Here is a 24,075-nt window from a genome sequence, read left to right as displayed (position 1 = left end):
ATGAAAAGATATAAATGGACCTTTATTTTTAGTATTCTCACTCCCATATTACTTCTACTTGTATTTTTTTTAATGGGTGGTGGACATGGATATTATTCTCCTGCAATAGTTTTATTTCCTTTTGGAATGGCAGGAACGATTTTTCAGCAGTCTATTACTGTTCCATTTTTTATTTTAGGCATTTTACAATTTCCTTTTTATGGTTTACTATTGGATCGTTTTACAGGTCATATCACGAAATATTGTGTTTTTATAATTCACTTTTTGCTTGCCGCAGTTGTTCTTGTCACCACCAACTTTCAATAAATGTCAATCAACAAAAAAGATTTAATCCTTAAAACTTTATAAATGCAGTACAGAAAAGAGAAATTGGTTTGTAATGGGAATTTTAAACTTATTACAGATTTAAATGAATTCAGAATGTCTTTGTGGATCAATGGTTTCGGACTTGAAAATGCATTGACTGGTGAGGAAATTATTCCTGTTATTACGATTTTTAATCTTGATGATATTGAAGAGGTTGACGGAGAAGTTTTGAAGATAAAATTCAGAATTTATCCGGATGGCTCAAAATATTATGAAGTTGAAATACATCCATTTTTGAAAAGCTTTGTGTATGAAGGTAAAACATATTCTACGGATGTTTTTTTTAGGACGATTACGGGGGAAGAGTGGGAGTGATGGATGTAGGGAAATAATTTTGTGGAATGATTCGCGTGTAACCACCCGTCAAAAAATCAAAGATTTTTCGCCACCAGTGCCTCAATGTTTTTAATTTTTAAAATGATTCGGCGAATCTCGTTCCTCGATTTCCAGAGGAGGGGAATTTTCACGCTTGTGATTTTAATTTTAACTTCAGCCTTAATTCAAATCTATTTTCAAACCTGACCTCAGCCTTAGCCTTAACCTCAATCTCAACCTCAACCTCAATTTATGTCATCCAATAAAAACGCCCTTATCCGTTACAAAACTTTAGATAAATGTCTGAAGAATAAGTATAAAAAATATACTCTGGAAGATTTGATGGACGAATGTTCTGAAGCTTTGTTTGAGTTTGAAGGGAAAGAATCTTTTGTGAGTAAGCGGACGGTGCAACTGGATTTGCAGAATATGCGGAGTGAAAAATTTGGGTATGAGGCACCGATTGAGGTTTATGAAAGGAGATATTACAGGTACAGCGATCCTGATTACAGCATTCATCAGATTTCAGTGAATGAGAATGATTTGAAAACGATGAATAATGCGATACAGATTTTAAAGCAGTTCAAGGATTTTTCGATGTTTAAGGAAATGAATGGAGTGATTCAGAAACTGGAAGATTCTATTCATTCGACAAAACAGAAATCGATTATTCATTTAGATAAAAATGAAAATCTGAAAGGTCTGGAGCATATAGATATTCTGTACGAAAGTATTCTGAATAAAAAGGTTTTAAAAATCTGTTATAAAAGTTTTAAAGCCAGAGAATCTAATTACTACCTGGTTCATCCGCAGTTGCTTAAGGAATATAATAACCGTTGGTTTTTGGTGTGCTGGCACAAACAGAAACTGATGAATCTTGCGCTAGACAGGATGGAAGAGATTGTGGTTGAAGACGCAATTCAGTACCATGACATTGATCTTGATGCAGACCGTTATTTTTCTGAAATTATTGGAGCAACGGTTTCACCCAATCAGCGGGGTCAGAATGTTATTTTTATAGTGACTCCGGAGCACGCGCCTTACGTGAAAACCAAGCCTTTTCACCATTCTCAGGAAATTGTGAGTGAAGACGAAAACGGAACTACGTTTAAAATATGTGTGCAGCTCAATTTTGAACTTGAAAGAATGATCCTTGGAATGGGAGAGTTTCTTACGGTTTTGGCACCCCGAAAATTAAAACAGAGAATTTCCAAAATCATCGGTAAAGCTTATAGAAACTACCATTCTAGTCCGGATCAAAATGCAGAATAGCTTTTAGTATCCGTGAAGATCGGTGCCTTCGGTTCTTTGTAAAGTCACTTTTTTGCCCATCTTTTTCTGAATTACCCTGAAATGTTGCAGTTCATCATCGGTAAGAATGCTAATGGCAGTTCCTTTTTCGCCTGCTCGTCCGGTTCTGCCAATTCTGTGAATGTAATCTAAAGGAGATCGGGGAAGTTCGTAATTGATAACGCACGGCAAATCATCAATGTGAATTCCACGACCGATTAAGTCTGTAGCGACCAAAATCTGAGCTCCGTTGACTTTAAATTCTTCCAGATTATTCCGTCTTGCCCCCTGAGATTTCTGACTGTGAATGGCAACGGCTTTTATTTTATTTTTCTTTAGTTTTTCAACCAGATTATCGGCTGATCTTGTGGATGATACGAAAATCAGAGCTTTCTCAACCTTTTTTTCTTTAATCAAATAACGCAGGAAAGGTCCTTTGTTTTCAGGAGAAACGTGATAGGCGAGTTGCTCAATATTATCAATTTCAACTTCCTCTTTTTTAATTTCAATAATTGTAGGATTGATGGAAAGTCGCTCTTTCATTTCAGAAACTTTATCGTTTAAAGTTGCTGAGAACAGAGTGGTTTGTTTTGCCACAGGCATCATGCCAAAAAGTTTATTCATTTCCTCTCCAAAACCAAGCTGAAACATTTTGTCGGCTTCGTCGATGACCAAATGTTTTATGGCTGAAATGCTCAAAGCTTTATGATCAATCAAATCCAGCAAACGTCCCGGAGTGGCAATGAGAACTTCCACGCCAAACATTCCTTTCATCTGCGGGTTGATGGAAACCCCGCCGTAGACAGCCATTGTTCTGATTTCACGCTTTAAATTTTCTGTAAAAGCCCTGAAAACTTCATCAATCTGAATAGCAAGCTCACGGGTCGGAACCAATATCAAAACCTGAGTATTACGGTCTTTCTTAACATCTTCATTCTGTAATTTTTCCAGAATCGGCATTACAAAAGCAGCCGTTTTTCCTGAACCTGTCTGGGCAATTCCCATCAGGTCTTTTCCCTGCAAAATCACTGGTACAGCCTGCTCCTGAATTGGAAATGGTTTCAGATAACCCAGTTTTTTTACTGAACGGATGATGTTTTGTGACAATCCTAAAGATTCGAATGACATAAATTGATATTTGCAGCAAAGATAAGCTATTGCAGCGTCATAAATATTCTTATTGTGAAAACGTACCTCTTTTGCAGGCTATGGCTTAAAAATTGTAATTGAATTTTGAAAATAAATCATTATGAAATCCAGAATTTTGAAGGCTGCCCTTGCGTTAGTGGTGCCAATCGTGGTAGAGTTTATCATCAAGAAAGTCTCAGAGAAAATAGATCAGAGAAGTGCTTCAAAGCCAAAGGAGTCACTTCCTACGGGACATAGCTAAAATTTAAAAGACTGCAGCGCGCAGTCTTTTTTCATTCAAATAAAATCGTAAACACCATTTTTCCAGCCTAAAACTTTCGAGGAATCAGCCTGCAGCCAGTTTTTTAGGACGGTCGCGTACACTTTTCGGAAATCTTCTGTGTAAATTAAATCTCCTTCATTCAAATTCTCCAAATCGGGAAGCGGATTTAAAATTCCTTTCTTTTTTAAACCTCCGCTGATGAAAAACATCTGGTTTGCAGTTCCGTGGTCGGTGCCTTTGCTTGCATTTTGAGAAACTCTACGCCCGAATTCTGAAAAGGTCATCAGTAAAATATCCTGAAAAACGCCGTTGCTTTTCATGTCTGCAACGAAAGATTTTACAGCGTCATTAATTTCGCCAAACAGTTTTTCCTGTCTTTCATTTTGGTTCACGTGGGTGTCGAAACTTCCGATGGAAAGGTAATACACCTGAGTGTTAATGTCAGATTTTATTAATGAAGCCACTGTTTTAAAATCTTTGCCCAGCTTTGAGTTTGGATATTCCTGAGTTGTTTTTTTTGCCTTGCTTTTTTCAAAAATATAACCGGCATTATTGATCGTAGAGCCTAAAGTCTGATATAAGTAAGAAACCGTTTCATCTTCATGATGATGATGCTGTTCAAATAAAGATTTAAAATACTTTTCCTGGCTGGTCTGGTATAATTTTTTTGGATCTTTAAAAGCAAAAGCCTTGTTGTTGTCGCCTTTCAGCGCTAAACTCAACATATCATCCACTTCCAGAGCCTGCGTTGGATGTTCGCAGCTGTAACATTCTTCATCCAGAAATCTTCCCAGCCATCCGGTCTCCAGATATTCGTCACTCTTGCTTGCAGAATGCCAGATATCCATGCTTCGGAAATGAGATTTGCTGGGATCGGGATAACCTACGTTGTTTAAAACTGAAAGTTCACCGTTATCATGCAGTTCTTTGAAATACGAAAGGGCAGGGTTGATGCCGGTTTCGTCATTTAATGTCAAAGAATTTTTTATGGAAATGTTTTCTCTTTCTCTAAAATAAATATCATTTCTGGTGGGAATAATTGTATTTAAACCATCATTTCCTCCGTCAAACTGTAAAACAATCAATATTTTTTGGCTCGGATTCAGTGCTTCGTCAAGCGTCATCGCCTTAAGGAAATTAGGCATCATCAAAGAAGCGGTTGCCAATGAACTTATCTTGAGAAATTCTCTTCTTTTTATAATCATGATTTTTGATTTAGGTTAAGGCTGAGGTTAAGGTTGAGGTTTTTCACTTCCATCTTCCATCTTCCATCTTCTTTCTCTCATCCCCTCACATTAGTTGATATTCCGGGGTTGACATCAGGTTGATGATATTCATTTTTATGCTTTTGTCTGAAAAACTCTGTACCGAATTCATGCTGAAATTTTCAGAGCTTACGATCAAATATTCTTGGCAGTCTTTCTGTCTAAAAGCGGATTCTACTTTTTGCCAGTCTATTGTAATATTGGGATTCTTAAAAGATTTTTTTAGTGCTTCACGGGATTTCATACCCATATCAACATCGTCATCTTCTCGCGGAGAGACATCCAGAGGTCTTAAACCTGACCAAATCTGGGGAATCTGCAGTCTTAACATCAAAGTTGAACTGTCTATCCATGATTTTCCGTTTGGCCACCCCGCAACGTTAGGCGGCGCGAGAAGGGTCTGTCCTAAAAGTTTCTGATACACCACCAGATTTTCAGGATTCTGAATGGTCATTGGAAGTACTCTCATCATTCCCACCATCAGTTCTGTAGGTGATTTTATTCTGTTGCCGATATTTTTTTTATCGTAAAACCAATCGCTGCTGAAGATAGCAGTCATCAGTTTTTTTAAATCGTAATTAGACTCATAGAAATCTCCGGATAAACCAGAAATAATTGTATCGTCTGCTTTTTCGTTCACAAAAAACCTATATATTTTTGTGGTAATGAATTTTGCGGTGGCTTTTTGCTCCAGAATAATATTTAATAAACCGTCTCCCGTAAAATTTCCTGTTTTTCCGAGGAATGTTTTGGAACCGTCATCGTGCTGTTTTGTTCTTTCAATAAAATTTCCTTCTTTATCATAGCCCCAACCTGTAAAAGCACGTGCTGCTTCCCTGATGTCTTTTTCAGTGTAATTGCCAATTCCCATGGTGAAGAGTTCCAGCACTTCGCGGGCAAAATTTTCATTGGGATGATCTTTTTTGTTCTGCTGATTGTTCAGAAAATTAAGCATTGCAGGAGATTTACTTACTTCAGTCAGTAAATCTTTAAAATTTCCTAATGCATTTTTCCGGATTATATTGAGAAGGTGCTGATTAAATTTCGGATTATTGATTCTCGTTGCAAAATGCCCATGCCAGAAAAAAGTCATCTTTTCCTGCAGCTGGGATTTTGAATTTGCCATTTTGTCTAAAAAATTGAGATTCAGTTCCTGATTCTGCTGTTGATTTACTTTCTGAATTTCTTTCCGAATCTCTGCGGAAGCTTTTGAAGCAACATAATCCGGAGGTTCAATATCTTGCGTAGAGTAGCCGATAATCTGTGAATGATCTTGTGAAAACAAAGATTTCAAAAGTTCTTTACGTTTAATATTTTTAAGTTCGGAAATCTGGGAAAGTCCCACCCCGAAACCTGCACGCCACAGAAGATGTTTATTGTTTATTAAATTAATGTCGCCCATAGTGATTCATTTTTAATAACAGAAAATTAAAAACACAGTATCAGCAGTAACTTCTGTACCAAGCCACCGTTAGCAAAGGTTAAATTTTACATTATGTTTGATAGTGATCTGAGCTTTTAGTTAAATTTTAAATCATTGTAAACCACCGTTATTCCTCTGCTTCAGCATAAAAGCGGTATACCGCAGAATTATTTGGCACAGTTTTTACAGTTTCCCACCCGTAAAATTTAAAATTCATTATTATGAAAACGTTGAAACAAACACTGATCGCAGCAGCATTTTTAACTGCAGGGTTGGTATCTGCACAGGATAAGGCAATGAATAATATGATCAAGGTAGGAGCTACAGTAGGAGTGGCAGTGCCTCAGGATAATACTTCTATGGCTGTGGGCGTAGATGTGGCTTATCAGAATTTGATTACTCCTGGATTTGGATTAGGTATCGCAACAGGTTATACACACTATTTCGGAAAAGAAAATAACGGCTACAACAATAACGATGTGGGAGTGGTGCCGGTAGCAGCACTTTTCAGAGTATATCCTAAACAGACAGGTTTCTATTTCGGAGCAGATTTAGGTTACGGATTTTTGGTAGGTGATAAAAATATTGCGGGGAATGTATCTGCTGAAAGACCAGACGGAGGTTTTTACTTAAAACCGGAACTTGGATATCACAACAGAGACTGGAATTTCTTCCTTCAGTATCAGAAAGTATTTACCGGAAGCACTGGTGATCTTGCAGGTCAGGATTATAATGTTGGAAGTATCGGAGCAGGATTTTCATACAATATTCCTTTAGGGAAATAATTTACAGATCAATAACTGTTTAAAAGACAAGCCTTTTCTTATTTTTGAAAAGGTTTTCTTTTATCCCTTCTGAAATACCAAAACAATTATTATATTTACTAAAATTTGTGATTATGAACTTGAATCCTAAATTTCCGCTGTATTTGCCGGGAGTAAAAAATACCAGAAATGAGAATCTTTCAATTTTGGGAACCAATCTTCGTGAGGATGAAACGGTAGTTGCTTACTATGTTTCGGGACGTGATGGCCTTGATGTGAAAATTCAGAAAAAATATATTACTAAAGATTATCCTACGCTTAACTCAATTATAAGTGCATTTCTTGCTGAAAATTCTCTTACAGAGGTAGACAGATTCGGGATTTCTGTGCCGGGTCCTGTTCTCAACGGAAAAAGTAATCCAGACCGGCTGGGCTGGAATCTGGATTCTGAAGATTTTAAAAATGAGTTCGGATTCAAAGAGGTCTGCATGTTGAATGACCAGGAAGCTGCAGCTTACGGTATCGGTCTTCTTGAAGATTCTGAGCTTGAAGATATCCGTCTTGGCGGTCATCTTGAAAACGGAAATGTTGCCGTTATCGCTCCGGGAAATGGTTTGGGTGAAGCAGGTTACTTCTTTGACGGGAAATATTTAAGACCTTTCGCTACAGAAGGCGGTCACTCAGAATTTTCACCGCGTACAACTATTGAGGTGGAATTTTACCAGTTTTTAAATAATCTGTACGGAATTGTAAGCTGGGAAAATGTTTTATCTAAAGCAGGTTTATTCAATATCTACAGATTTTTGAGAGACGTAAAGAGACATCCGGAACCGGAAGGGCTTTCTGAAAGATTAAACGAAGGTGATTTTGTAGAAGAACTTTACAGGGCAGCAACCGAAGAAAATGTCATGATCTGCAAAATTGCAATCGATACTTTCCTTGAGTTCTTGGCGCGTGAAGCCAACAGTTTAACGTTAAAATTAAAAGCTACCGGAGGTTTGATTCTGGCGGGAGATATTCCGCAGATATTAAGCAGTTATATGGATAAGGATAAATTCTATGAGAAATTTAAAATCAGTGATAAAATGGAAGCCATGCTTCAGAATATCCCGATTTATCTCGTGAAATCCACAAGTACCAGCATCAATGGTGTTGCACTTTATACCGCTTATCATCAGGATTAAAAATACAGACTCTGGCATCAGGCCGGAGTTTTTTTATGACAACACTCATACACTGTTTCAGTAATATCTTACCTTATGATAAGAGAATATATGAAACCGCTTTTCTACATTTGCAGCGTTAAATAATTCATTTAAAATTAAACATGAAAAAAATATTTTTCGTTGCAGTATTGGCAAGTGGTCTTGCATTCGGACAGTCTAAAAAAGTGGTCTCTTCAGATGTGCACTGGTGGGGATATAAAGTTGTAAAATCTAAATCCAGCTCACATGACGGTACAGTTAAAGTGAAATCAGGAGATGTCGTAATGAAGGGAAACCAGGTTGTAGGTGGAAACTTCGTTTTGGATATGACTTCTATCAATGCTACAGATCTTGCAGGCGAAGGGCAGACTAAACTAAACGGTCACCTCAAAAACGGAGATTTCTTTGAAGTGGAAAAATTTCCTACGGCTTCTTTTAAAATTACGTCCGTAAAGAAAAATAATGACGCAACATATAACGCTCTGGTTGGCGGAAATCTTACGGTGAAAGGAAAAACAAACGCCATCAGTTTTCCTGCAAAAATTACCAATACAAAGGGTGTAGTAACTCTTGAGTCAAATAAATTTTCTTTCGACAGACAGAAATTTGATATCGCATATCAGTCGGGAATGAAAGATTCTGTGATCAATGACGAAATTGATATGACAGTAAAAATTAGTGCGAAGTAATTTAATCTAAAAAAATATTGAGAAAAGTGCAGAAGTTCTGCACTTTTTTTTATTTTTGTTGAATTGTAAATAAAAAAGAATGAAAAGATTATTATTGTTTGCTATGATGTGTGCGGGCATGTCGTTTGTTTTTGCTCAGAAAAAAGGAGATAAAATTTCTAAGGTTGTAACATCTGAGATCTTATGGTGGGGAAGCAAAGTAGTGAAAACTGTACCAACCACTCATTACGGAAGCTTAAAACTGAAAAGCGGAAAGTTTAATTTTGATAAAACAGTTTTGGTAGACGGTGAGTTTGTGATAGACATGAGAAGTCTTGTGGTAGCAGATCTTTCTGGCGCTGATCAGGTGAAACTGACTAATGAGCTGAAAGGGACCAACTTTTTTGAAGTGAAAAAATTCCCTACTGCGAAATTTCATTTGAAAAAAATTATTCCTCTTGCCAATGCAGAGTTCAATTCTACTATCGTGGGCGATATTACCATCAAAGGAATCAGAAAGACTATCTCTTTCCCTGCCAATGCGCATGTTACTCAGTTTACGGTAGAGATTGAATCTTCAAAATTTGCTTTAAACAGAAAAGATTTTAAAATCTTCTATCAGACGTCTTTAAAGGATTACTTCATCAGAGACGAAATGGAAATCCAGTTTAAAGTTTCAACGGTTAAGGTTGATAATGAAAGACCAAGATAAAAGGTTAAATTTCTTATAAATTAAAAAGGACTGCTTTCACATGAGCGGTCCTTTTTTTATTTTAGCTGAACAAACTGAGTCCGTTGGAATTAAAACTATTATTCTGACCACTCTATAAATTTTACCAAAGATAAATTTCACATGAAAATCTACGTCATCAGCGGTCTCGGTGCAGATTATAAAGTTCTGGAACGCCTTGTTTTTCCGGAACAGCATCAAGTAATTGCAATAGACTGGATTGTGCCTGTACGTGATGAAAAATTTGCCAACTATGTAAAAAGAATGGCCGAAAAAGTAGATGATTCTGAGCCATTTTATCTTTTGGGATATTCTTTTGGCGGAATTATGGTGCAGGAAATCAACCGGCTTAAACCTGCGGTAAAAACGGTGATTCTGGGAAGTATAAAATCTGATAAAGAAAAGTCCAGACTTATAAAAATAGGGCAATACACCAGAATTCCTCAGTTTCTTCCTGTAGGTCTTTTCAATATTAAAACCCTGGAAACATACGCAGTCTTCAGAAAGTTTTTTGATCCTAAAAATCCTAAAATTAATCAATATTTCAGATTTACAGATCCGTATTATCTTAAATGGTCCGTTCAGCGCATTGCAGAATGGAAATTTGAGCAGAAAGACAATGTAATTCAGATAATGGGTGACCGTGATATTGTTTTTCCCTTTAAAAATTCCAAACCTGATTATATCATCAAAGGAGGAACCCATCTCTTTCCTGCAACAAAGCATAAAGAAGTTTCTCAATTATTAAAAAAAATATTTATTTAGATTTAAAATCGGTTTTTTTAAGGGGTATTACTGAAAATAATTTATATTTTAATTAAATTATCTCTATTTTTGTAGGGGTTAAATTAAAATTTATATGAAAGTTGGCTTAAAATGGATTATTTCCTTTACAATTATTACACTTGTTTCCATCGGTGGACTTTTCTGGCGCCCAGATTTTACTGCTCCCAATACCGGAGATTTTTTAAGTGAATCTGCTGTCGTCGGTTCCGATGTTGCATGGATTCTCGCTGCCGCAGGTCTGGTTCTGTTAATGACACCAGGTCTTTCATTTTTCTACGGCGGGATGGTTGGTAAAAAAAATGTGATCTCCACAATGTTACAGAGTTTTATTTCTCTGGGAGTCATCTCAATTTTGTGGATTGTTGTTGGCTTTTCGCTGTCATTTGGCGAATCCATCGGTTTTGAGATCAATGGTGAGCATTACGGAATTATAGGAAATCCCTTTACCTATATGTTTTTCAATAATGTAAGTCTTTATCCTCATAAAGATATGGCTTCCACGATCCCGTTTGTTCTTTTTGCGCTTTTTCAAATGAAATTTGCAGTGATTACTCCTGCCTTGATTACCGGCTCATTTGCAGAAAGGGTTCGTTTTATTTCCTATCTGCTTTTTATGATTCTCTTCAGTCTTCTCATTTACACTCCGCTGTGTCACATGGTTTGGCATCCGGACGGACTTTTAAATAAATTTTTCGGAGTAAAAGATTTTGCAGGCGGAACGGTTGTTCACATGAGCGCTGGTTTTGCAGCATTGGCCGGAGCTTTGGTTTTGGGCAACCGTAAAAATCCTCATCATGAACCCTCCAATATTCCTTATGTTATTTTAGGAACAGGAATGCTTTGGTTCGGATGGTTTGGTTTTAATGCCGGGTCGGCTCTGTCAGCCAATGCAACAGCAGCAGTCGCATTCGGGACTACAACGATTGCTTCTGCATCAGCGATGATGACGTATATCTTTTTTGACCGGTTAAACTGCCGTCCGGTATCTGCTTTGGGAGCTTGTATTGGTGCGGTTGTAGGTTTAGTGGCCATCACGCCGGGTTGCGGATTTGTATCCATTCAGGAAAGTATTTTTATAGGTTTTATTTCTGCTATTGTTTCAAATTTAATGGTCAACTGGAAAGCTTTAAAGAAAATTGATGATACACTCGATGTTTTTGCCTGCCACGGCGTCGGCGGAATTATGGGAATGATTCTCACTGCCATTTTTGCTCATGGCGAAAATGCCAGTCTTCTGCACGGTGGAATCGGGGTTTTTGCCCACCACATGATTGCTCTGCTTCTGGTTTCGGTCTTCACATTTTTCGGTTCGCTGTTACTTTACAAACTTACGGATATAATCATTTCGCTTCGGGTAAAAGAAGATTCAGAAGAAATGGGTCTCGATCTTTCCCAGCACGGCGAAAGTTTAAAATGGTAATTTAATTAAACATAGTATAATAATTTGGGCAGCTATTTCCGCCCTCCGTTCCCGCTTTTTTGTTCGTCGTGCCTCCTCTCAAAAAGAGCTCCACTCAGGTCGGGCTGCGAAAATTCTTGGATAATTCAACGGAAGTTTTTAAGTAAGACATTTACTACTATTCGGATTGTTTTTTAATCATTTTTAAGGTCGATTTTTTAATATTTTTCAATGTATATTTGCTTTTCATGAAATTGAAAAAATTGTATGGAGTCAATATCTGTATTTGAAATAATTAAAGTCGGGATCGGGCCTTCCAGCTCACACACAATGGGGCCTTGGAATGCTGCATCGGCATTTATTAGAATACTCAACCGTGAAAGATCGGTAGCCGAAGTAAAAGAGGTTTTTCTTGAATTTTTCGGATCATTAGCCAAAACAGGAATCGGTCACGGAACGGACATTGCCGGAATGCTGGGTTTAAACGGCGAAGATTTTAAAACCATCGATACAACGAAAATTGATGATATCGTCAATCATATTAAAGAATCTCAGATCATCAACCTGGGTGGTGAAAAAGAAATCCCCTTCATTTACGGGCATCATTTGGTTTTAAATATTTCAAAATCAATTGATTATCATCCGAATGGAATGATCTTCAGGGCAGTTTTTGAAGACGGAACCGAGCTGATGCAGGATTTTTATTCTGTAGGCGGAGGTTTCATCATGAGTCAGGAGAAAAATTCTATTGAGAAGCAGTGTGTAAGAACTTTATATCCGTGTCACAAGTCTTCGGATATTGTAAAGTACTGCGAACATTTAGGTTTAAAGAAAATTTCAGATTTAATTTTAATCAACGAAGAAAGCTGGAGAAGTCAGGAAGAAACCCGTTCAGAGGCTTTAAATATCTGGAAAAACATTAAAGAATGTATTTACAAAGGTGTCAACAAGGAGGGAATTCTTCCGGGAGGCCTCAACGTAACCCGCCGTGCAGCCGGAATCAACCGAAAACTTTTGGGCGATAAAGTCTACAGAAATATCGATGAGTGGTTTCAGCAGGTCGTTGACGCAGAGGAAAATTTCACTAATATCAATAAATGGATTTCCTGCTTTGCACTCGCTGTGAACGAGGAAAATGCAAGTTTTGGAAGAATTATCACTGCACCTACAAATGGAGCAAGTGGCGTGATTCCGGCAGTTTTAATGTACGCACAAGCCTTCACGGAAGCTAAAACTGAAGATGATATCGCAAGATTTATTTTGGTGGCTGGTGAAATCGGAACATTATTTAAAAAGAACGCAACCATTTCAGCAGCAATGGGCGGTTGTCAGGCAGAAGTAGGGGTCTCCTCGGCAATGGCAGCAGCTGGTTTAACTGAGATTTTAGGCGGAAGTGTCGGTCAGGTTTTGATGGCAGCAGAAATTGCTATGGAACATCATTTAGGTTTAACCTGCGATCCGATCAAAGGTTTGGTTCAGATTCCGTGTATTGAAAGAAATACGATGGGCGCTATAAAAGCCATCACTGCGGCGAATATTGCTTTGGAAAGTGATCCTGCAAAAGCCAAGGTAAGTTTAGATCAGGTGATTCAGACAATGTGGGAAACTGCGTTGTCGATGAATGACAGGTTTAAAGAAACTTCCGAAGGTGGTTTGGCAATCGCGGTGAATGTTCCTGAGTGCTAAACATTAAAACCTTCAAGGTTTCAGAAACCTTGAAGGTTTGGAGTGTATTTTCAGATTGTGACTGATTAAATTTTGAGTCTTTTTAGAACCATAGCTGCTCAAGATTACTTATCCAAAATCCCTCTGATTTTATTGGCATTTACAATCAATTCTTCCAGAAATTCAAAATTGTCTTTCTCCAAAGCAGATTTGAATTTTCTGAGCTGAGAAATGTGCTCATTCAAAGCATCCAAAACGTTTTCTTTGTTTTGTTTAAAAATCGGAACCCACATTTCGGGATGAGATTTTGCCAGACGAACCGTGCTCGAAAATCCGGAACTCGCCAGCTGGAAAATCGTTTCTTCTTCTTTTTCCTTTTCTAAAACCGTGTTGGCTAAAGCATAAGAGGTGATGTGTGAAATATGAGAAATGTAAGCGGTATGAACGTCATGATCTTCAGCAGACATGTGAATAATGTGCATATCCAGATTTTTGACGACGGTTTCTATCAGTTCCAAAGCATCTTTTGCAGATTTTTCACCGTCGCAGATGACACCGGCTTTACCTGCAAAACTTTCGGCGACTGCAGATTTCGGACCGTTATTTTCTGTTCCCCACATCGGGTGAAATGCCACAAATCTCTCTCTATTAGGATGATTTTCTACTGATTTTACAATTCCTGATTTGGTAGAACCTACATCCATTACCGTCTGATGATCTGAAATTAAATCCAGAACTTTAGGCAAAAGTTTCACTGCTGAATCTACAGGAACGGCAATGATGATGAGATCAGCTGATGCAATTCCGGTTCTGAAATCTGCTTTTTCGTTGATGATGTTTAATTTTAAAGCATCTTCAAGATTATCTATATTATTGTCGATTCCGCAGATGAAACCGGTAATGTTTTTCTGTTTTAATTTTAAAGCAATCGATCCTCCAATCAATCCTACGCCTATAATGCTGATTTTCATTATTCTTAAATTTATTTAAAACGAAAAACCCCGTCTTTCCGGACGGGGTTCTTACTTATTTTGAAGCACAAAATCCTTATCCGAAAAACTTTTCAGATGGATAATAATAGTTTTGTGCAGCTACTTTCATACAGCTAAAGTATTGAAATTTTTTTAAGTGAGCAAAACCTGATTGCTAAAAACTTATATCACAGTCATTGCGAGCAAAGCGAAGCAATCTGTTGAAAATAGCGAAATGGTCTAAACACATTGCTTTCCCGAAGGCTCGGGACAGGCAGTTCGTCGCAATGACAGAATTTGTTATCTTTGCCCGATAAGAACATCTTTGTGAAAAAATATCCGGTCTGGAAGTCGGTGATGGATTACGGAATCTCTTTCGTGGCCACAGTAGTTTTTCTTCCGCTTTTTTTCGTACTTTTTATTCTGGCGTCTGCAGATACCGGTTTTCCGGGGATTTTCACTCAGGAAAGGGTAGGGAGATTCGGAAAAATGTTTACGGTTTTTAAATTTAAAACTTATCATTCTGCCACTCATCAGAAATCTTCTTTCGGAAAATGGATGCGGAAAACCAAGCTTGATGAACTTCCACAACTGTTTAATATCTTAAAAGGCGAAATGTCTTTCATTGGACCAAGACCAGATATCAAAGGATATTACGATGAATTGGAAGGCGATGACCGCGAAGTTTTAAATCTCAAACCCGGACTCATCAGTGAAGCAGGATTCAAATACAGACACGAAGACAAAATTCTTTCCCAGCAGAAGAATCCGTTAAAATACAATGATGAGGTTCTTTTTCCCGATAAAGTGAAAATGAATCTGGAATATTACAGAAATCTTTCTTTTAAAAATGATCTGAAGCTTATCCTAAAAGTTTTAGGAATTGTTTTAAATTTAAAATCCGAAAAATACTTATGAAACTTCTGAGTACAACGGTTTTTTCGGGCATCACGGCATTTGTAAAAATTTCTGCAGGATTTGTTGCAACGAAAGTGATTTCTTCTTTTTCGGGACCTGCGGGAGTGGCTTTGGTTGGGTCTCTTACGAACTTTATGGCTGTTGTACTGAGCCTTGCAAACGGATCTGTTACTTCAGGAATTGTAAAATATACGGCAGAGTTTAAAAACGACAGAAGGAAATCAACAATTTTATATGATACCTCGGTTTTTGTATCGTTGTTTTGTTCTGCACTGGTTTTTTTAGGGCTTATAATTTTTGCTGAGCACTGGAGTAGAAGTATTTTCCACAGCACAGAATATGTTTCGGTGATTTACCTTTTGGGAGGTGGAATTGTTTTTTATTCTTTAAATACGATACTTTTGGCCTTCCTGAACGGGCTGGGCTATATTAAAAAATATACCGTCATCAACGGAATCAGCAGTGTGATTACTTTACTTCTTACGGTATTATTGATTTACTTTTACAATATTTCAGGAGCTTTGTATGCTTTGGTAATTTCTCAGTTTGCAGTGTTTTTTGTGGCCGTTCTCCTCGTTTGGAAAAGAATTTTCAGAAACATCAGCACTTCTGTCTTTAAACCTGATTTTAAAACGATAAAAAATCTCAGTCATTTCACAGTGATGGCAGTGGTGAGCTCTTCTGCAATGCCGTTGGCTCAGATCATCATCAGAAATTTTATCACCAAAGAAATTGATCTCAACAGCGCGGGAATTTGGCAGGGACTGATCAGGATTTCAGACGGATATCTTCTGATGATTAATATAACCTTAGGGACTTATTTTCTGCCAAAATTATCTTCTTTAAATAGTAAAAATGAAGTTAGAATAGAAATTTTGGATGGATTGAAATTTCTGACTCCGTTATTTTTGGCCATGTGTACAGGAATTTATTTTACAAGATTCTATATCATAGAAATTCTTTACACAAAAGATTTCTCAGCTATGGAAAGCCTTTTCTTCTGGCAACTGGCAGGTGATTTTTTCAAAGTGCTTTCTTTGGTGTTTTCTTATCTGATGATTTCTAAGGTGATGACGAAAGTTTACATCATTACAGAAGTCGTATTCGCTTCATCTTACGTGATTTTAAGTTTAATACTCATTCGTAAAATTGGATTGGAGGGTAGTTCTATTGCATTTTTTATCACCTATTTTCTAAGTTTTCTCATGATGATTTTAATATTTAGAAAAACTGTTTTCAGCAGATAAATATTTCAGTAAGATGCCTATTTTAAATTTAGTTTGACAGTTCAAAGTTTCATATTCGTAATCTGAATAGACAAAAATAAAATCTTTACGCTGTTCTTTTGCGGATATTTTATTAAAGTATTGATAATAAACGTGTTTTTTGCAATAATTCATTATTTGATGAGCCATCTGTTTTTATATTCCTCCCAAAATCTTTATATTCGTTGACCGAAAATAAAAGGGGAAAAATTTGAAGACTGAATTTAATAAAGAAGACTCTCTACAGGAAATTATAAAACCTTATAAAAGAAAATGGTATTGGTTTGCCATCAGTATCTTGCTGATGATTTTGCTCGCTTTGTTTTATATAAAAACTACAGCTCCTGTATATGAAGTTGTTACCAAAATTTTAATTAAAGATGCAAAAAAATCTGGTAATCCGGCAGACGCAATTCCCGGAATGGAAGGTTTGGCTGGTCTTACAGGTTTCAACTCAAATACGGTAGAAAATGAAATGGAAGTTTTGGCTTCCAAAAAACTTCTCAGTCAACTGGTAGACGAATTGCCTTTGCACTGTCCTATTTATGTAGAAGGAGATTTTCACAATGTAGAACTATACAAAGCAGAATCACCAATAAAAATTCAGGTGATTAATGAAAAACCTTTCGGTGAACTTCCAAAGAAGAGAATTGATATCAGCATCAAAGGAAATGAAATCACGCTGAATTCAGAGGAATTTTCATCTCCTTTAAAAACACAGTTTAATAAAACGGTAAGTCTTCCTTTCGCCAATATTATGTTTCTGAAAAATGAGACATTCAATCCCATTTTAGTAAAAAAACTCAATGTCAATCAATTATTTTTTACTTATACAGATAAAATCAGTTTGATAGATGAACTGCAGGAGCTGGTAAAAGTAAAACTGAGTAATAAAGACGCAACGGTAATCGACCTTTCTGTAAATCATAATAATATCGCAAAAGCCAAAGATCTTCTTAATACTTTGGTTGTACAGTACAATCTGGAAGCGATAGATGAAAAAAATACAGAATCTGAAAAAACCAAGCAATTTATTGATGACCGCGTGAATCTTATTTCAAGAGAACTGGGTGATGTAGAAAAGCAAAAACAGGATTTTAAAACAGCCAATGACCTTGTAGACATTCCCGCACAGGCGGGTCTCGAACTTCAAACCAATGCCGAAGCAGAAAAAAGAAAGCTGGAACTTTATACACAGCTGGAAATCAATAACATGTATTCTGGTTACATCAATAAAAAAGGCTTCAGTGAAATTCTGCCAACTAATGAACTCAGTGGTGAGGGAGAAGGTGAGGCATCTGGCAACATCGCTTCTTACAACAGACTGGTGACCGAAAGAAACAGACTTCTGGAAAATTCGACCTCAGAACATCCGATGGTGAAAACGCTGAACGACGAAATCCGTAAGCAGAGAACCGCCATCAAAGAGAGTCTTGACAAAAACAGATCCAGCATTCAGTCGATGATCAACAGTATTTCATCTTTGGAAGGCAAATCGAATACAGGAATGAGGAAAGTACCTGCTCAGGAGCGTATTTTCAGAAATATAGAAAGACAACAGCAGATTAAAGAAGAACTTTACCTTGTTTTGCTGAAAAAGCGGGAAGAAACGGCAATTATGCTTGCAATGTCTTCTAATAAAGCAAGAGTTTTAGACGTAGCCTACAAAAAGAAGAAACCTGTTGCACCCAAAAAAATGATTTCGTTGGGTGCGGCTTTATTTTTAGGTTTCGGTATTCCGTTTTTAATTATTTTTCTGAGACTTTTCTTTAATACAAAGATTTCTGATAAGAAAAGTGTTGAAAAATACACATCACTTCCTGTGGTTGCAGAAATTCCGCATCTTAAATCTCAGAAGAATAATCTTATTCAGCAGAATGATGTTTCTGCTTTGGCTGAGTCTTTCAGAATTTTAGCTACCAATATCAATCTTCAGTTGCCTTTAGACCAGAAAAATCATGTGTTATTAATTACTTCAAGTGTAAAAGGGGAAGGAAAAACTTTGGTTTCCATGAATTTGGCTTTAAGTTTAGCTAAAAAAGAAAGAAAAGTTTTACTGATTGGTTCAGATATCAGAAATCCGCAGCTGCAGAGGTACAGACCGGAAATGAAATCGGCTAAAGGTCTTACAGAGTTTCTTTACGGAACTGTCTCTGATCTTCGGGAGATTATTCATCCAAGCCAGATGAATGAACACTGTGATTTTATTTATTCCGGGATTATTCCGCCAAACCCTGTTGAACTTTTAGACAACGGCCGTTATAAAGTTTTGCTTGAAAAAGCAAAAGAATTGTACGATTATATTATTATTGATTCTGCCCCATTGATGCCGGTTACAGATACTTATGTTATTGCAAAACTTGCAGATATGACACTGTACATCATGCGTTCAGAAAAAACCGAAAAAAGCTATATCGAATATGCTGACCATACCGCCGCAGGGAAGAAACTCAACAAAGTAAATATAGTCCTGAATGATGTAAAAGCCCAGAATTTCGGATATGGAAATCAGAAAGGTTACGGATATAATCAGGATGTGGATGAAGGTTTTTTCGGAAAAATAAAATCTTGGTTCAGACAATCGTAATGATTTTATCATTAAATCTGATGGAGGAATTTAAACTGAAATTTTACGTCATTTACCTGATTTTTGCTGTTGTGGCGATTATTTTCTCCATGTATGTTGATATCAAAAAAAAGCATTACAATTCAATTTCTGCTGCTTTGGCACTTGCTCTTTTTTCAGCAACTGCATTCCTTTTCGGTCTCCGGGATCTGGATGTGGGTGCAGATACAGATATTGTAAGGGTTCAGTTTGAGTTTCACGACAGGATAGATTTCGGTTTTCAGTTTATGTTTGATTTTCTGATTGCGCTCGTCAGCCAGTTTACAGACAATTACCATATCTTTCTGCTGGTACTCAGTCTTTTGTTTAACGGGTTGATTTTTTCTTCGGTTCTGATTTTTTCCAGGAGAATAGATCTCAATATTTTTCTGGTTTCTTTCAGCTTTGTGAGCTTTTATTTTTTTGAGCAATTGGGTATCAACATTGTAAGGCAAGGGGTTTCGCTGGCATTTTTCCTTTTGGCAGTAAGTCTCTATTTCAAGAATCCTTCTCATTATAAACTGTGGATTATTTCAATGGTTTTTGCCGTAGGATTTCATATTACCACTGTAATGGTTCTGTTGATTTTTGGTCTTGTCATTCTTTTAAAAAAGCTCAAAACCGTATATTTTTATGCCTTATATTTTCTTGTATTAATAATTTCTGCGGTTGGCGGAAGCATTTTATCATTCGGTTCTTTATTAAGTTATTTTTTTTTGGTAGACAGCCAGCGGGCAGATTTCTATATCAATAACGAAAACGGTCTGGGATACGAAGTGGGTTTTAAAACCCAGTTCGCGATTTTTAACACGTTATTTTTAGGTATTTTTACCTTTATAAATTCCAGAATCCTTAAATATGAGGATGAAAGTTATGAGATTCTCCTGAAATATTATATGGTGATGAGCGCCGTGTTTTTTCTGATGTTTCAGATTCCGTTTTCAGACCGGTGGGGAATGATGTCCTGGATAACCATTCCGTTTTTACTGGCGCCACTTTTCAGTATCAACAGAACGGCCAGATACAGTATGGGGACACTCGGGTTTCTATTTGTTATATTTGTTACTTTTTCAATGTATTACAGTTCAAAATAATGGCAAAGGTAACCGTTGCAATCCCCGTTTATAATGCAGAAAAATATCTTGAGCAAGCCATTGTTTCTGTGCTTTCCCAGACCTTCCAGGATTTCGAATTGTGGATTGTAGACGATGGATCTAAGGATTCTTCAATAAAAATTGCTGAAAAATATACCGCCGATCCAAGAGTTAAAATTTTTGCAGACGGCCAGAACCTTGGTTTGGCAACACGTCTCAACAGAATTGCTCAGGACGTCACCACAGAATATCTTGCCAGAATGGATAATGATGATATCATGCATCCTAAAAGACTTGAAAAACAAATTAATGTATTTGCAGCACATCCGGAGATTGATGTTCTCAGTACCAATCTGTATTCCATAGATGAAGATGACTGCGTAGTAGGAAAGAGATTCGACAAATCAGACGGTTTTTTAGGTGAAAATTTTCCTGTCATGCATCCTACAGTTATGGCAAAAACATCGTGGTTCAGGGCTTATCCTTACGATAAAAATGCAGTGAGAGTAGATGATTCTGATCTCTGGATGCGTACCAGCGGTCACTGTGTCTTCAGAACCATGGGCGAGCCGCTGCTGTTTTACAGAGAAATAGGAGACAAATATTATGTAAAGTATTTTCAGGGATTTCCGGGCATATTTTATCTGCTGAAAAAGAATTATACTTCTGCTGAATATCTCAAATTCTGCTTTCGCTATATCGCCATTAGCTTTGTATTTCTCATCTCTTACCTTTTCGGAAAAGAACACATCTTAATTTCCAACAGAAACAAGGTGAAAATCGAAAAACAACATTTCACCAAATTTATAGGCGATGATGAATAAACGTGCTCAAAAACTCATTTTCTTTACAGGATTAATCCTGTTTAGTCTACCAATAAATGCTCAGGTTTTTGCTGTAAAAAATGTTCCTGCTTCGCTGGTAGGTAAATATTTAAAAAAATCAGATCCAAATATCAGCAATACTAAAAACCTTTTTCCTGCTGATAAGAAATTCAGAAATTTAAAAGATCATACAGCTTTTATTCAGAAAATTATTGATGCCAACAGAGTAATTGTACTTCCTGATTTTAAAATTTTGATCAATTCTAAAGGTTTAAAAATAGGATCAGATAAAAAAATTATTTTCAGAAATAATTCTGTTATACAGTCGGTGGGATTTGCAGATGGAAGATTTTCTGATGTATTGAAAATTTATAATGCTCAAAATGTAGAGATTATAAACGCAGTAATCACAGGAAACAGATATTCTAAAACTAAAACTCAGACAGGGCAATGGTCTGCCGGAATATGTGTTCTTAATTCAAAAAATGTAAAGATTATCAACAGCAAGATTTCAGATACATTTGGTGACGGGATTTTTATAGGTTCGGAAGATGGTGGTTTTTCTGAAAATGTAGTTGTAGAAAGTGGTTGGATTAACAAGGCAAGGCGAAACGGGATTTCTGTAACTTCAGCAAAAAATGTTGTCTTGAAAAATATTCTCATTTCAAATACATACGGGCACGATCCACAGTGTGGAGTCGATATTGAACCGAGCTGGGAAAAAGATGTACTCAATAATATCTCATTGAAAAATATTTATACCTTCCACAATCAGGTTTCCGGTATTGCCATTAATCTGAATGAATTTAACAGACAGCAGGCCTCAGATTACAAAACTGTTGATATCCTGATAGAAAACCATACAGATGAAGGTTCAAAGCACGGTTTACTTACCTCACTCAATACCGACGGTCTACCTCATGACGCTCACGGCACGATCAGAATTAAGAATGCAAAATGGCAGGAAAATCAGACGCCGTACTGGTTTACAACGAATAAACACAGTATTCACATAGAATTTTCTGGAATTTTAATTGAAGATTCAAAACAGAAAAACGATTTTGAAAACAAGATAAAAAGTCTGCAAAATGTCAAATTAATTTCTGAATGAAGATCCTCCACGTCATCACTTTAGCCGAACTGGGCGGTGCACAGTCAGTAGTCATCAACCTCGCCGAGAGATCTGTGCAGGATGGCGATGAGGTTTTTGTAGCGTCTTCCGAAAATGGCGAAATGTGGGACGTGCTTAATGAGAAAGTTTATCAAATTAAAATTAAAAGTTTAAAACATTCCTTAGGTTTAGCCGATTTCATTGTTTTAAAGGAACTTTATTCGATTTACAAAAAGTTTATACCAGATGTAATTCATCTTCATTCATCGAAAATCGGGATTTTAGGACGGCTCATTTTTCCTGCTTCAAAAATTATTTATACCATTCACGGTTTCGATTCTGTGAGACTTCGGTACCGAAAGTTTCTTCCTCTGGAAAAGTTACTGAAGTCGAGATGTAGAGCCATTGTTGGCGTGAGCAGATATGATGTGGAAAACCTCAAAAAAGAGGGTATTACAGAAAATGTACAGGTTATTCAGAACGGAATCAAAGATTTTGCTCAGCAAGATTTCAATTCTGAAGAAGATTTGTTTTCAGATTTGAGGCAAAATGAAAATACAAAAATTGTCTTAAGTATTTCAAGACTTGCACCACCCAAAAGGTTTGATGTTTTTTGCAGTTTGGCTAAGAATATGGCAGGCCAGAATATACTTTTTGTGTGGATTGGAAATAAGACAGAGGAAAAAAATATTCCCGGGAATGTAATTCTTTTAGGTGAGAAAAAAGATGCTTTCAGATATTATAGAAATGCAGATATTGCGGTGTTGTTTTCTAATTATGAGGGACTTCCGATGTCTCTCATCGAGGCTTTGTGCCTTTCAAAACCTGTGATTGCCTCAGACGTAGGCGGAATTTCTGAACTGATTGATGGCAATGGTGCACTTGTAGACAATAATGATTTGCACAAAATGCAAAAAACCATTACTTTTATGCTGAATAATCAAAATATTTATAACAAATTTGCAGTTCAGTCAAGAAAGTTATATGAAGACCGTTTCCATCTGGAGGTAATGTATAATAAATATAGAGAATTGTATTCTGTTATAGCAAAAAAATGAAAGTTTCTAAGTTAACCAACTTTCCTAAAAGATATCTTATTGTAAACGTCAGCGATATTTCTTACAAAATCTTGAAAGAAACAGACTTTCTGAAGGATAATAAGGTGATTTTTTTTGATACTGAAACAGAAACGAGAAGCATTTCAGATTACATCGTTAAACTAAAAATAAAAAATGTGATTATTGATACCACCAACGTTAATCATATCTCCGAAAAGGTGACCAATGAAATCATTGAATCCAGAATAAAAGGAGTGAAAATATACGATGCACAAAATTTTTATGAAGTAGTAAGCAAAAGAATTCCTTTAGTTAAATTCTCTACAAACGAATATCTCGCAGATAATGTATTCACCATAGGTTTGGATGAAGAAGATATCTTTTTCAAACGTGTTTTTGATATCATTGTAAGTCTCCTTTTACTTCCTGTAACGCTTCCACTTATCGCCTTTGGTGCCCTGCTTATATTTTCAACTTCACCGGGAAATGTATTCTTTTCACAGGTTCGGGTAGGTAAAAATTCTGTTCCGTTTAAGATTTTTAAACTGAGAACAATGACCAAAGTTCATGACGGTACATTCACTACCAAAAATGATCACCGTCTTCTGAAAGTGGGAAAATTCCTCAGAAAAACAAAAATCGACGAGCTTCCGCAGCTTTTTAATGTGCTCAACGGTTCTATGAGCCTCATAGGGCCAAGACCTGAAAGAACAAAATTTGTAGCAGAATCTATAAAAAACAATGCCTATTTTGATTTGAGACACCTCATAAAACCTGGAATAAGCGGATGGGCACAAGTACATCTGCCAAAAGCCACCCCACGGGAAAATCTTAAAAAACTGGAGTATGATCTCTACTACATAAAAAATTATAATCTGAAACTTGATTTTTTAATCTTTTTTAAAACAATAAAGGTTGTATTCAGTTTAAACAGCCACTAAA

Annotated in this window: 22 protein-coding genes; 18 read left to right on the top strand and 4 right to left on the bottom strand. The window is 36.6% G+C overall.

The features are described 5' to 3' along the window. The 3 genes from ASG31_RS17825 to ASG31_RS17815 all read left to right on the top strand — a co-directional run bounded on the left by ASG31_RS17825 (nt 1) and on the right by ASG31_RS17815 (nt 1,953). Complete coding sequence (locus ASG31_RS17825; protein WP_056036067.1) at nt 1-306, top strand: hypothetical protein; 306 nt, start codon at nt 1-3, stop codon at nt 304-306. Between the two features lie 42 nt (nt 307-348). Next, complete coding sequence (locus ASG31_RS17820) at nt 349-681, top strand: hypothetical protein (protein ID WP_056036063.1); 333 nt, start codon at nt 349-351, stop codon at nt 679-681. 252 nt (nt 682-933) lie between these two features. After that, complete coding sequence (locus ASG31_RS17815) at nt 934-1,953, top strand: helix-turn-helix transcriptional regulator (RefSeq protein ID WP_056036060.1); 1,020 nt, start codon at nt 934-936, stop codon at nt 1,951-1,953. A gap of 3 nt (nt 1,954-1,956) precedes the next feature. On the opposite strand, the gene ASG31_RS17810 is transcribed toward ASG31_RS17815, so the two are convergent. The 3 genes from ASG31_RS17810 to ASG31_RS17800 all read right to left on the bottom strand — a co-directional run bounded on the left by ASG31_RS17810 (nt 1,957) and on the right by ASG31_RS17800 (nt 6,049). Continuing rightward, complete coding sequence (locus ASG31_RS17810) at nt 1,957-3,099, bottom strand: DEAD/DEAH box helicase (protein WP_056036057.1); 1,143 nt, start codon at nt 3,097-3,099, stop codon at nt 1,957-1,959. A 297-nt stretch (nt 3,100-3,396) separates the two neighbouring features. Further along, nucleotides 3,397-4,587, bottom strand: coding sequence for a DUF1501 domain-containing protein (locus ASG31_RS17805; RefSeq protein ID WP_056036054.1), 1,191 nt, complete (start codon nt 4,585-4,587; stop codon nt 3,397-3,399). 85 nt (nt 4,588-4,672) lie between these two features. Beyond that, the gene (locus ASG31_RS17800; protein ID WP_056036051.1) at nt 4,673-6,049 is read right to left on the bottom strand and encodes a DUF1800 family protein; all 1,377 of its coding nucleotides are present in this window, start codon (nt 6,047-6,049) and stop codon (nt 4,673-4,675) included. Between the two features lie 242 nt (nt 6,050-6,291). Between ASG31_RS17800 and ASG31_RS17795 the strand changes: the two genes are divergently transcribed. From ASG31_RS17795 to ASG31_RS17765, 7 genes are all read left to right on the top strand, one after another. After that, complete coding sequence (locus tag ASG31_RS17795) at nt 6,292-6,855, top strand: hypothetical protein (protein ID WP_056036048.1); 564 nt, start codon at nt 6,292-6,294, stop codon at nt 6,853-6,855. A 113-nt stretch (nt 6,856-6,968) separates the two neighbouring features. Continuing rightward, nucleotides 6,969-8,018: a glucokinase gene (locus ASG31_RS17790; protein WP_056036045.1), complete on the top strand. Its 1,050-nt coding sequence runs from the start codon at nt 6,969-6,971 to the stop codon at nt 8,016-8,018. A 143-nt stretch (nt 8,019-8,161) separates the two neighbouring features. Further along, a complete protein-coding gene (locus tag ASG31_RS17785; RefSeq protein WP_056036042.1) occupies nt 8,162-8,728 on the top strand; it encodes a YceI family protein in 567 nt (188 codons plus the stop codon). Between the two features lie 79 nt (nt 8,729-8,807). Then, the gene (locus ASG31_RS17780) at nt 8,808-9,419 is read left to right on the top strand and encodes a YceI family protein (protein WP_056036039.1); all 612 of its coding nucleotides are present in this window, start codon (nt 8,808-8,810) and stop codon (nt 9,417-9,419) included. 141 nt (nt 9,420-9,560) lie between these two features. Continuing rightward, nucleotides 9,561-10,202, top strand: coding sequence for an alpha/beta hydrolase (locus tag ASG31_RS17775; protein ID WP_056036036.1), 642 nt, complete (start codon nt 9,561-9,563; stop codon nt 10,200-10,202). Nucleotides 10,203-10,296: 94 nt separating this feature from the next. Continuing rightward, nucleotides 10,297-11,643, top strand: a complete 1,347-nt coding sequence (locus ASG31_RS17770) for an ammonium transporter (RefSeq protein WP_056036033.1) — start codon at nt 10,297-10,299, stop codon at nt 11,641-11,643. A gap of 246 nt (nt 11,644-11,889) precedes the next feature. After that, nucleotides 11,890-13,308, top strand: a complete 1,419-nt coding sequence (locus tag ASG31_RS17765) for an L-serine ammonia-lyase (protein ID WP_056036031.1) — start codon at nt 11,890-11,892, stop codon at nt 13,306-13,308. Between the two features lie 104 nt (nt 13,309-13,412). On the opposite strand, the gene ASG31_RS17760 is transcribed toward ASG31_RS17765, so the two are convergent. Continuing rightward, nucleotides 13,413-14,258, bottom strand: a complete 846-nt coding sequence (locus ASG31_RS17760; RefSeq protein WP_056036027.1) for a prephenate dehydrogenase — start codon at nt 14,256-14,258, stop codon at nt 13,413-13,415. Nucleotides 14,259-14,615: 357 nt separating this feature from the next. Between ASG31_RS17760 and ASG31_RS17755 the strand changes: the two genes are divergently transcribed. From ASG31_RS17755 to ASG31_RS17720, 8 genes are all read left to right on the top strand, one after another. Continuing rightward, nucleotides 14,616-15,176 carry a sugar transferase gene (locus ASG31_RS17755; RefSeq protein ID WP_056036218.1) on the top strand — a complete coding sequence of 187 codons (561 nt, stop codon included), beginning with the start codon at nt 14,616-14,618 and terminating at the stop codon, nt 15,174-15,176. Then, nucleotides 15,173-16,423, top strand: coding sequence for an O-antigen translocase (locus tag ASG31_RS17750; RefSeq protein WP_056036025.1), 1,251 nt, complete (start codon nt 15,173-15,175; stop codon nt 16,421-16,423). The genes ASG31_RS17755 and ASG31_RS17750 overlap by 4 nt, the downstream gene beginning before the upstream one ends. Nucleotides 16,424-16,652: 229 nt before the next feature. Next, nucleotides 16,653-19,028, top strand: a complete 2,376-nt coding sequence (locus ASG31_RS17745) for a GumC family protein (RefSeq protein ID WP_056036023.1) — start codon at nt 16,653-16,655, stop codon at nt 19,026-19,028. After that, complete coding sequence (locus ASG31_RS17740) at nt 19,028-20,140, top strand: EpsG family protein (protein WP_056036020.1); 1,113 nt, start codon at nt 19,028-19,030, stop codon at nt 20,138-20,140. The genes ASG31_RS17745 and ASG31_RS17740 overlap by 1 nt, the downstream gene beginning before the upstream one ends. Continuing rightward, complete coding sequence (locus tag ASG31_RS17735; protein WP_056036018.1) at nt 20,140-20,964, top strand: glycosyltransferase family 2 protein; 825 nt, start codon at nt 20,140-20,142, stop codon at nt 20,962-20,964. Before ASG31_RS17740 ends, ASG31_RS17735 begins: the two co-directional genes overlap by 1 nt. Beyond that, nucleotides 20,954-22,075: a right-handed parallel beta-helix repeat-containing protein gene (locus ASG31_RS17730; RefSeq protein WP_056036015.1), complete on the top strand. Its 1,122-nt coding sequence runs from the start codon at nt 20,954-20,956 to the stop codon at nt 22,073-22,075. Before ASG31_RS17735 ends, ASG31_RS17730 begins: the two co-directional genes overlap by 11 nt. Beyond that, nucleotides 22,072-23,133, top strand: a complete 1,062-nt coding sequence (locus ASG31_RS17725; protein ID WP_056036012.1) for a glycosyltransferase — start codon at nt 22,072-22,074, stop codon at nt 23,131-23,133. Before ASG31_RS17730 ends, ASG31_RS17725 begins: the two co-directional genes overlap by 4 nt. After that, nucleotides 23,130-24,074: a sugar transferase gene (locus tag ASG31_RS17720; RefSeq protein ID WP_056036009.1), complete on the top strand. Its 945-nt coding sequence runs from the start codon at nt 23,130-23,132 to the stop codon at nt 24,072-24,074. Before ASG31_RS17725 ends, ASG31_RS17720 begins: the two co-directional genes overlap by 4 nt. Nucleotide 24,075: the final 1 nt, after the last annotated feature.

This window comes from Chryseobacterium sp. Leaf404 (genome assembly GCF_001424145.1).
Taxonomy (GTDB): Bacteria; Bacteroidota; Bacteroidia; order Flavobacteriales; family Weeksellaceae; genus Chryseobacterium.
This window is presented reverse-complemented; position numbering and strand designations above follow the sequence as displayed.

Coding starts and splice junctions, on each gene's coding strand:
- ASG31_RS17825 (WP_056036067.1), top strand. CDS start 1: ATGAAAAGATATAAATGGACCTTTATTTTTAGTATTCTCACTCCCATA.
- ASG31_RS17820 (WP_056036063.1), top strand. CDS start 349: ATGCAGTACAGAAAAGAGAAATTGGTTTGTAATGGGAATTTTAAACTT.
- ASG31_RS17815 (WP_056036060.1), top strand. CDS start 934: ATGTCATCCAATAAAAACGCCCTTATCCGTTACAAAACTTTAGATAAA.
- ASG31_RS17810 (WP_056036057.1), bottom strand. CDS start 3,099: ATGTCATTCGAATCTTTAGGATTGTCACAAAACATCATCCGTTCAGTA.
- ASG31_RS17805 (WP_056036054.1), bottom strand. CDS start 4,587: ATGATTATAAAAAGAAGAGAATTTCTCAAGATAAGTTCATTGGCAACC.
- ASG31_RS17800 (WP_056036051.1), bottom strand. CDS start 6,049: ATGGGCGACATTAATTTAATAAACAATAAACATCTTCTGTGGCGTGCA.
- ASG31_RS17795 (WP_056036048.1), top strand. CDS start 6,292: ATGAAAACGTTGAAACAAACACTGATCGCAGCAGCATTTTTAACTGCA.
- ASG31_RS17790 (WP_056036045.1), top strand. CDS start 6,969: ATGAACTTGAATCCTAAATTTCCGCTGTATTTGCCGGGAGTAAAAAAT.
- ASG31_RS17785 (WP_056036042.1), top strand. CDS start 8,162: ATGAAAAAAATATTTTTCGTTGCAGTATTGGCAAGTGGTCTTGCATTC.
- ASG31_RS17780 (WP_056036039.1), top strand. CDS start 8,808: ATGAAAAGATTATTATTGTTTGCTATGATGTGTGCGGGCATGTCGTTT.
- ASG31_RS17775 (WP_056036036.1), top strand. CDS start 9,561: ATGAAAATCTACGTCATCAGCGGTCTCGGTGCAGATTATAAAGTTCTG.
- ASG31_RS17770 (WP_056036033.1), top strand. CDS start 10,297: ATGAAAGTTGGCTTAAAATGGATTATTTCCTTTACAATTATTACACTT.
- ASG31_RS17765 (WP_056036031.1), top strand. CDS start 11,890: ATGGAGTCAATATCTGTATTTGAAATAATTAAAGTCGGGATCGGGCCT.
- ASG31_RS17760 (WP_056036027.1), bottom strand. CDS start 14,258: ATGAAAATCAGCATTATAGGCGTAGGATTGATTGGAGGATCGATTGCT.
- ASG31_RS17755 (WP_056036218.1), top strand. CDS start 14,616: ATGGATTACGGAATCTCTTTCGTGGCCACAGTAGTTTTTCTTCCGCTT.
- ASG31_RS17750 (WP_056036025.1), top strand. CDS start 15,173: ATGAAACTTCTGAGTACAACGGTTTTTTCGGGCATCACGGCATTTGTA.
- ASG31_RS17740 (WP_056036020.1), top strand. CDS start 19,028: ATGATTTTATCATTAAATCTGATGGAGGAATTTAAACTGAAATTTTAC.
- ASG31_RS17735 (WP_056036018.1), top strand. CDS start 20,140: ATGGCAAAGGTAACCGTTGCAATCCCCGTTTATAATGCAGAAAAATAT.
- ASG31_RS17730 (WP_056036015.1), top strand. CDS start 20,954: ATGATGAATAAACGTGCTCAAAAACTCATTTTCTTTACAGGATTAATC.
- ASG31_RS17725 (WP_056036012.1), top strand. CDS start 22,072: ATGAAGATCCTCCACGTCATCACTTTAGCCGAACTGGGCGGTGCACAG.
- ASG31_RS17720 (WP_056036009.1), top strand. CDS start 23,130: ATGAAAGTTTCTAAGTTAACCAACTTTCCTAAAAGATATCTTATTGTA.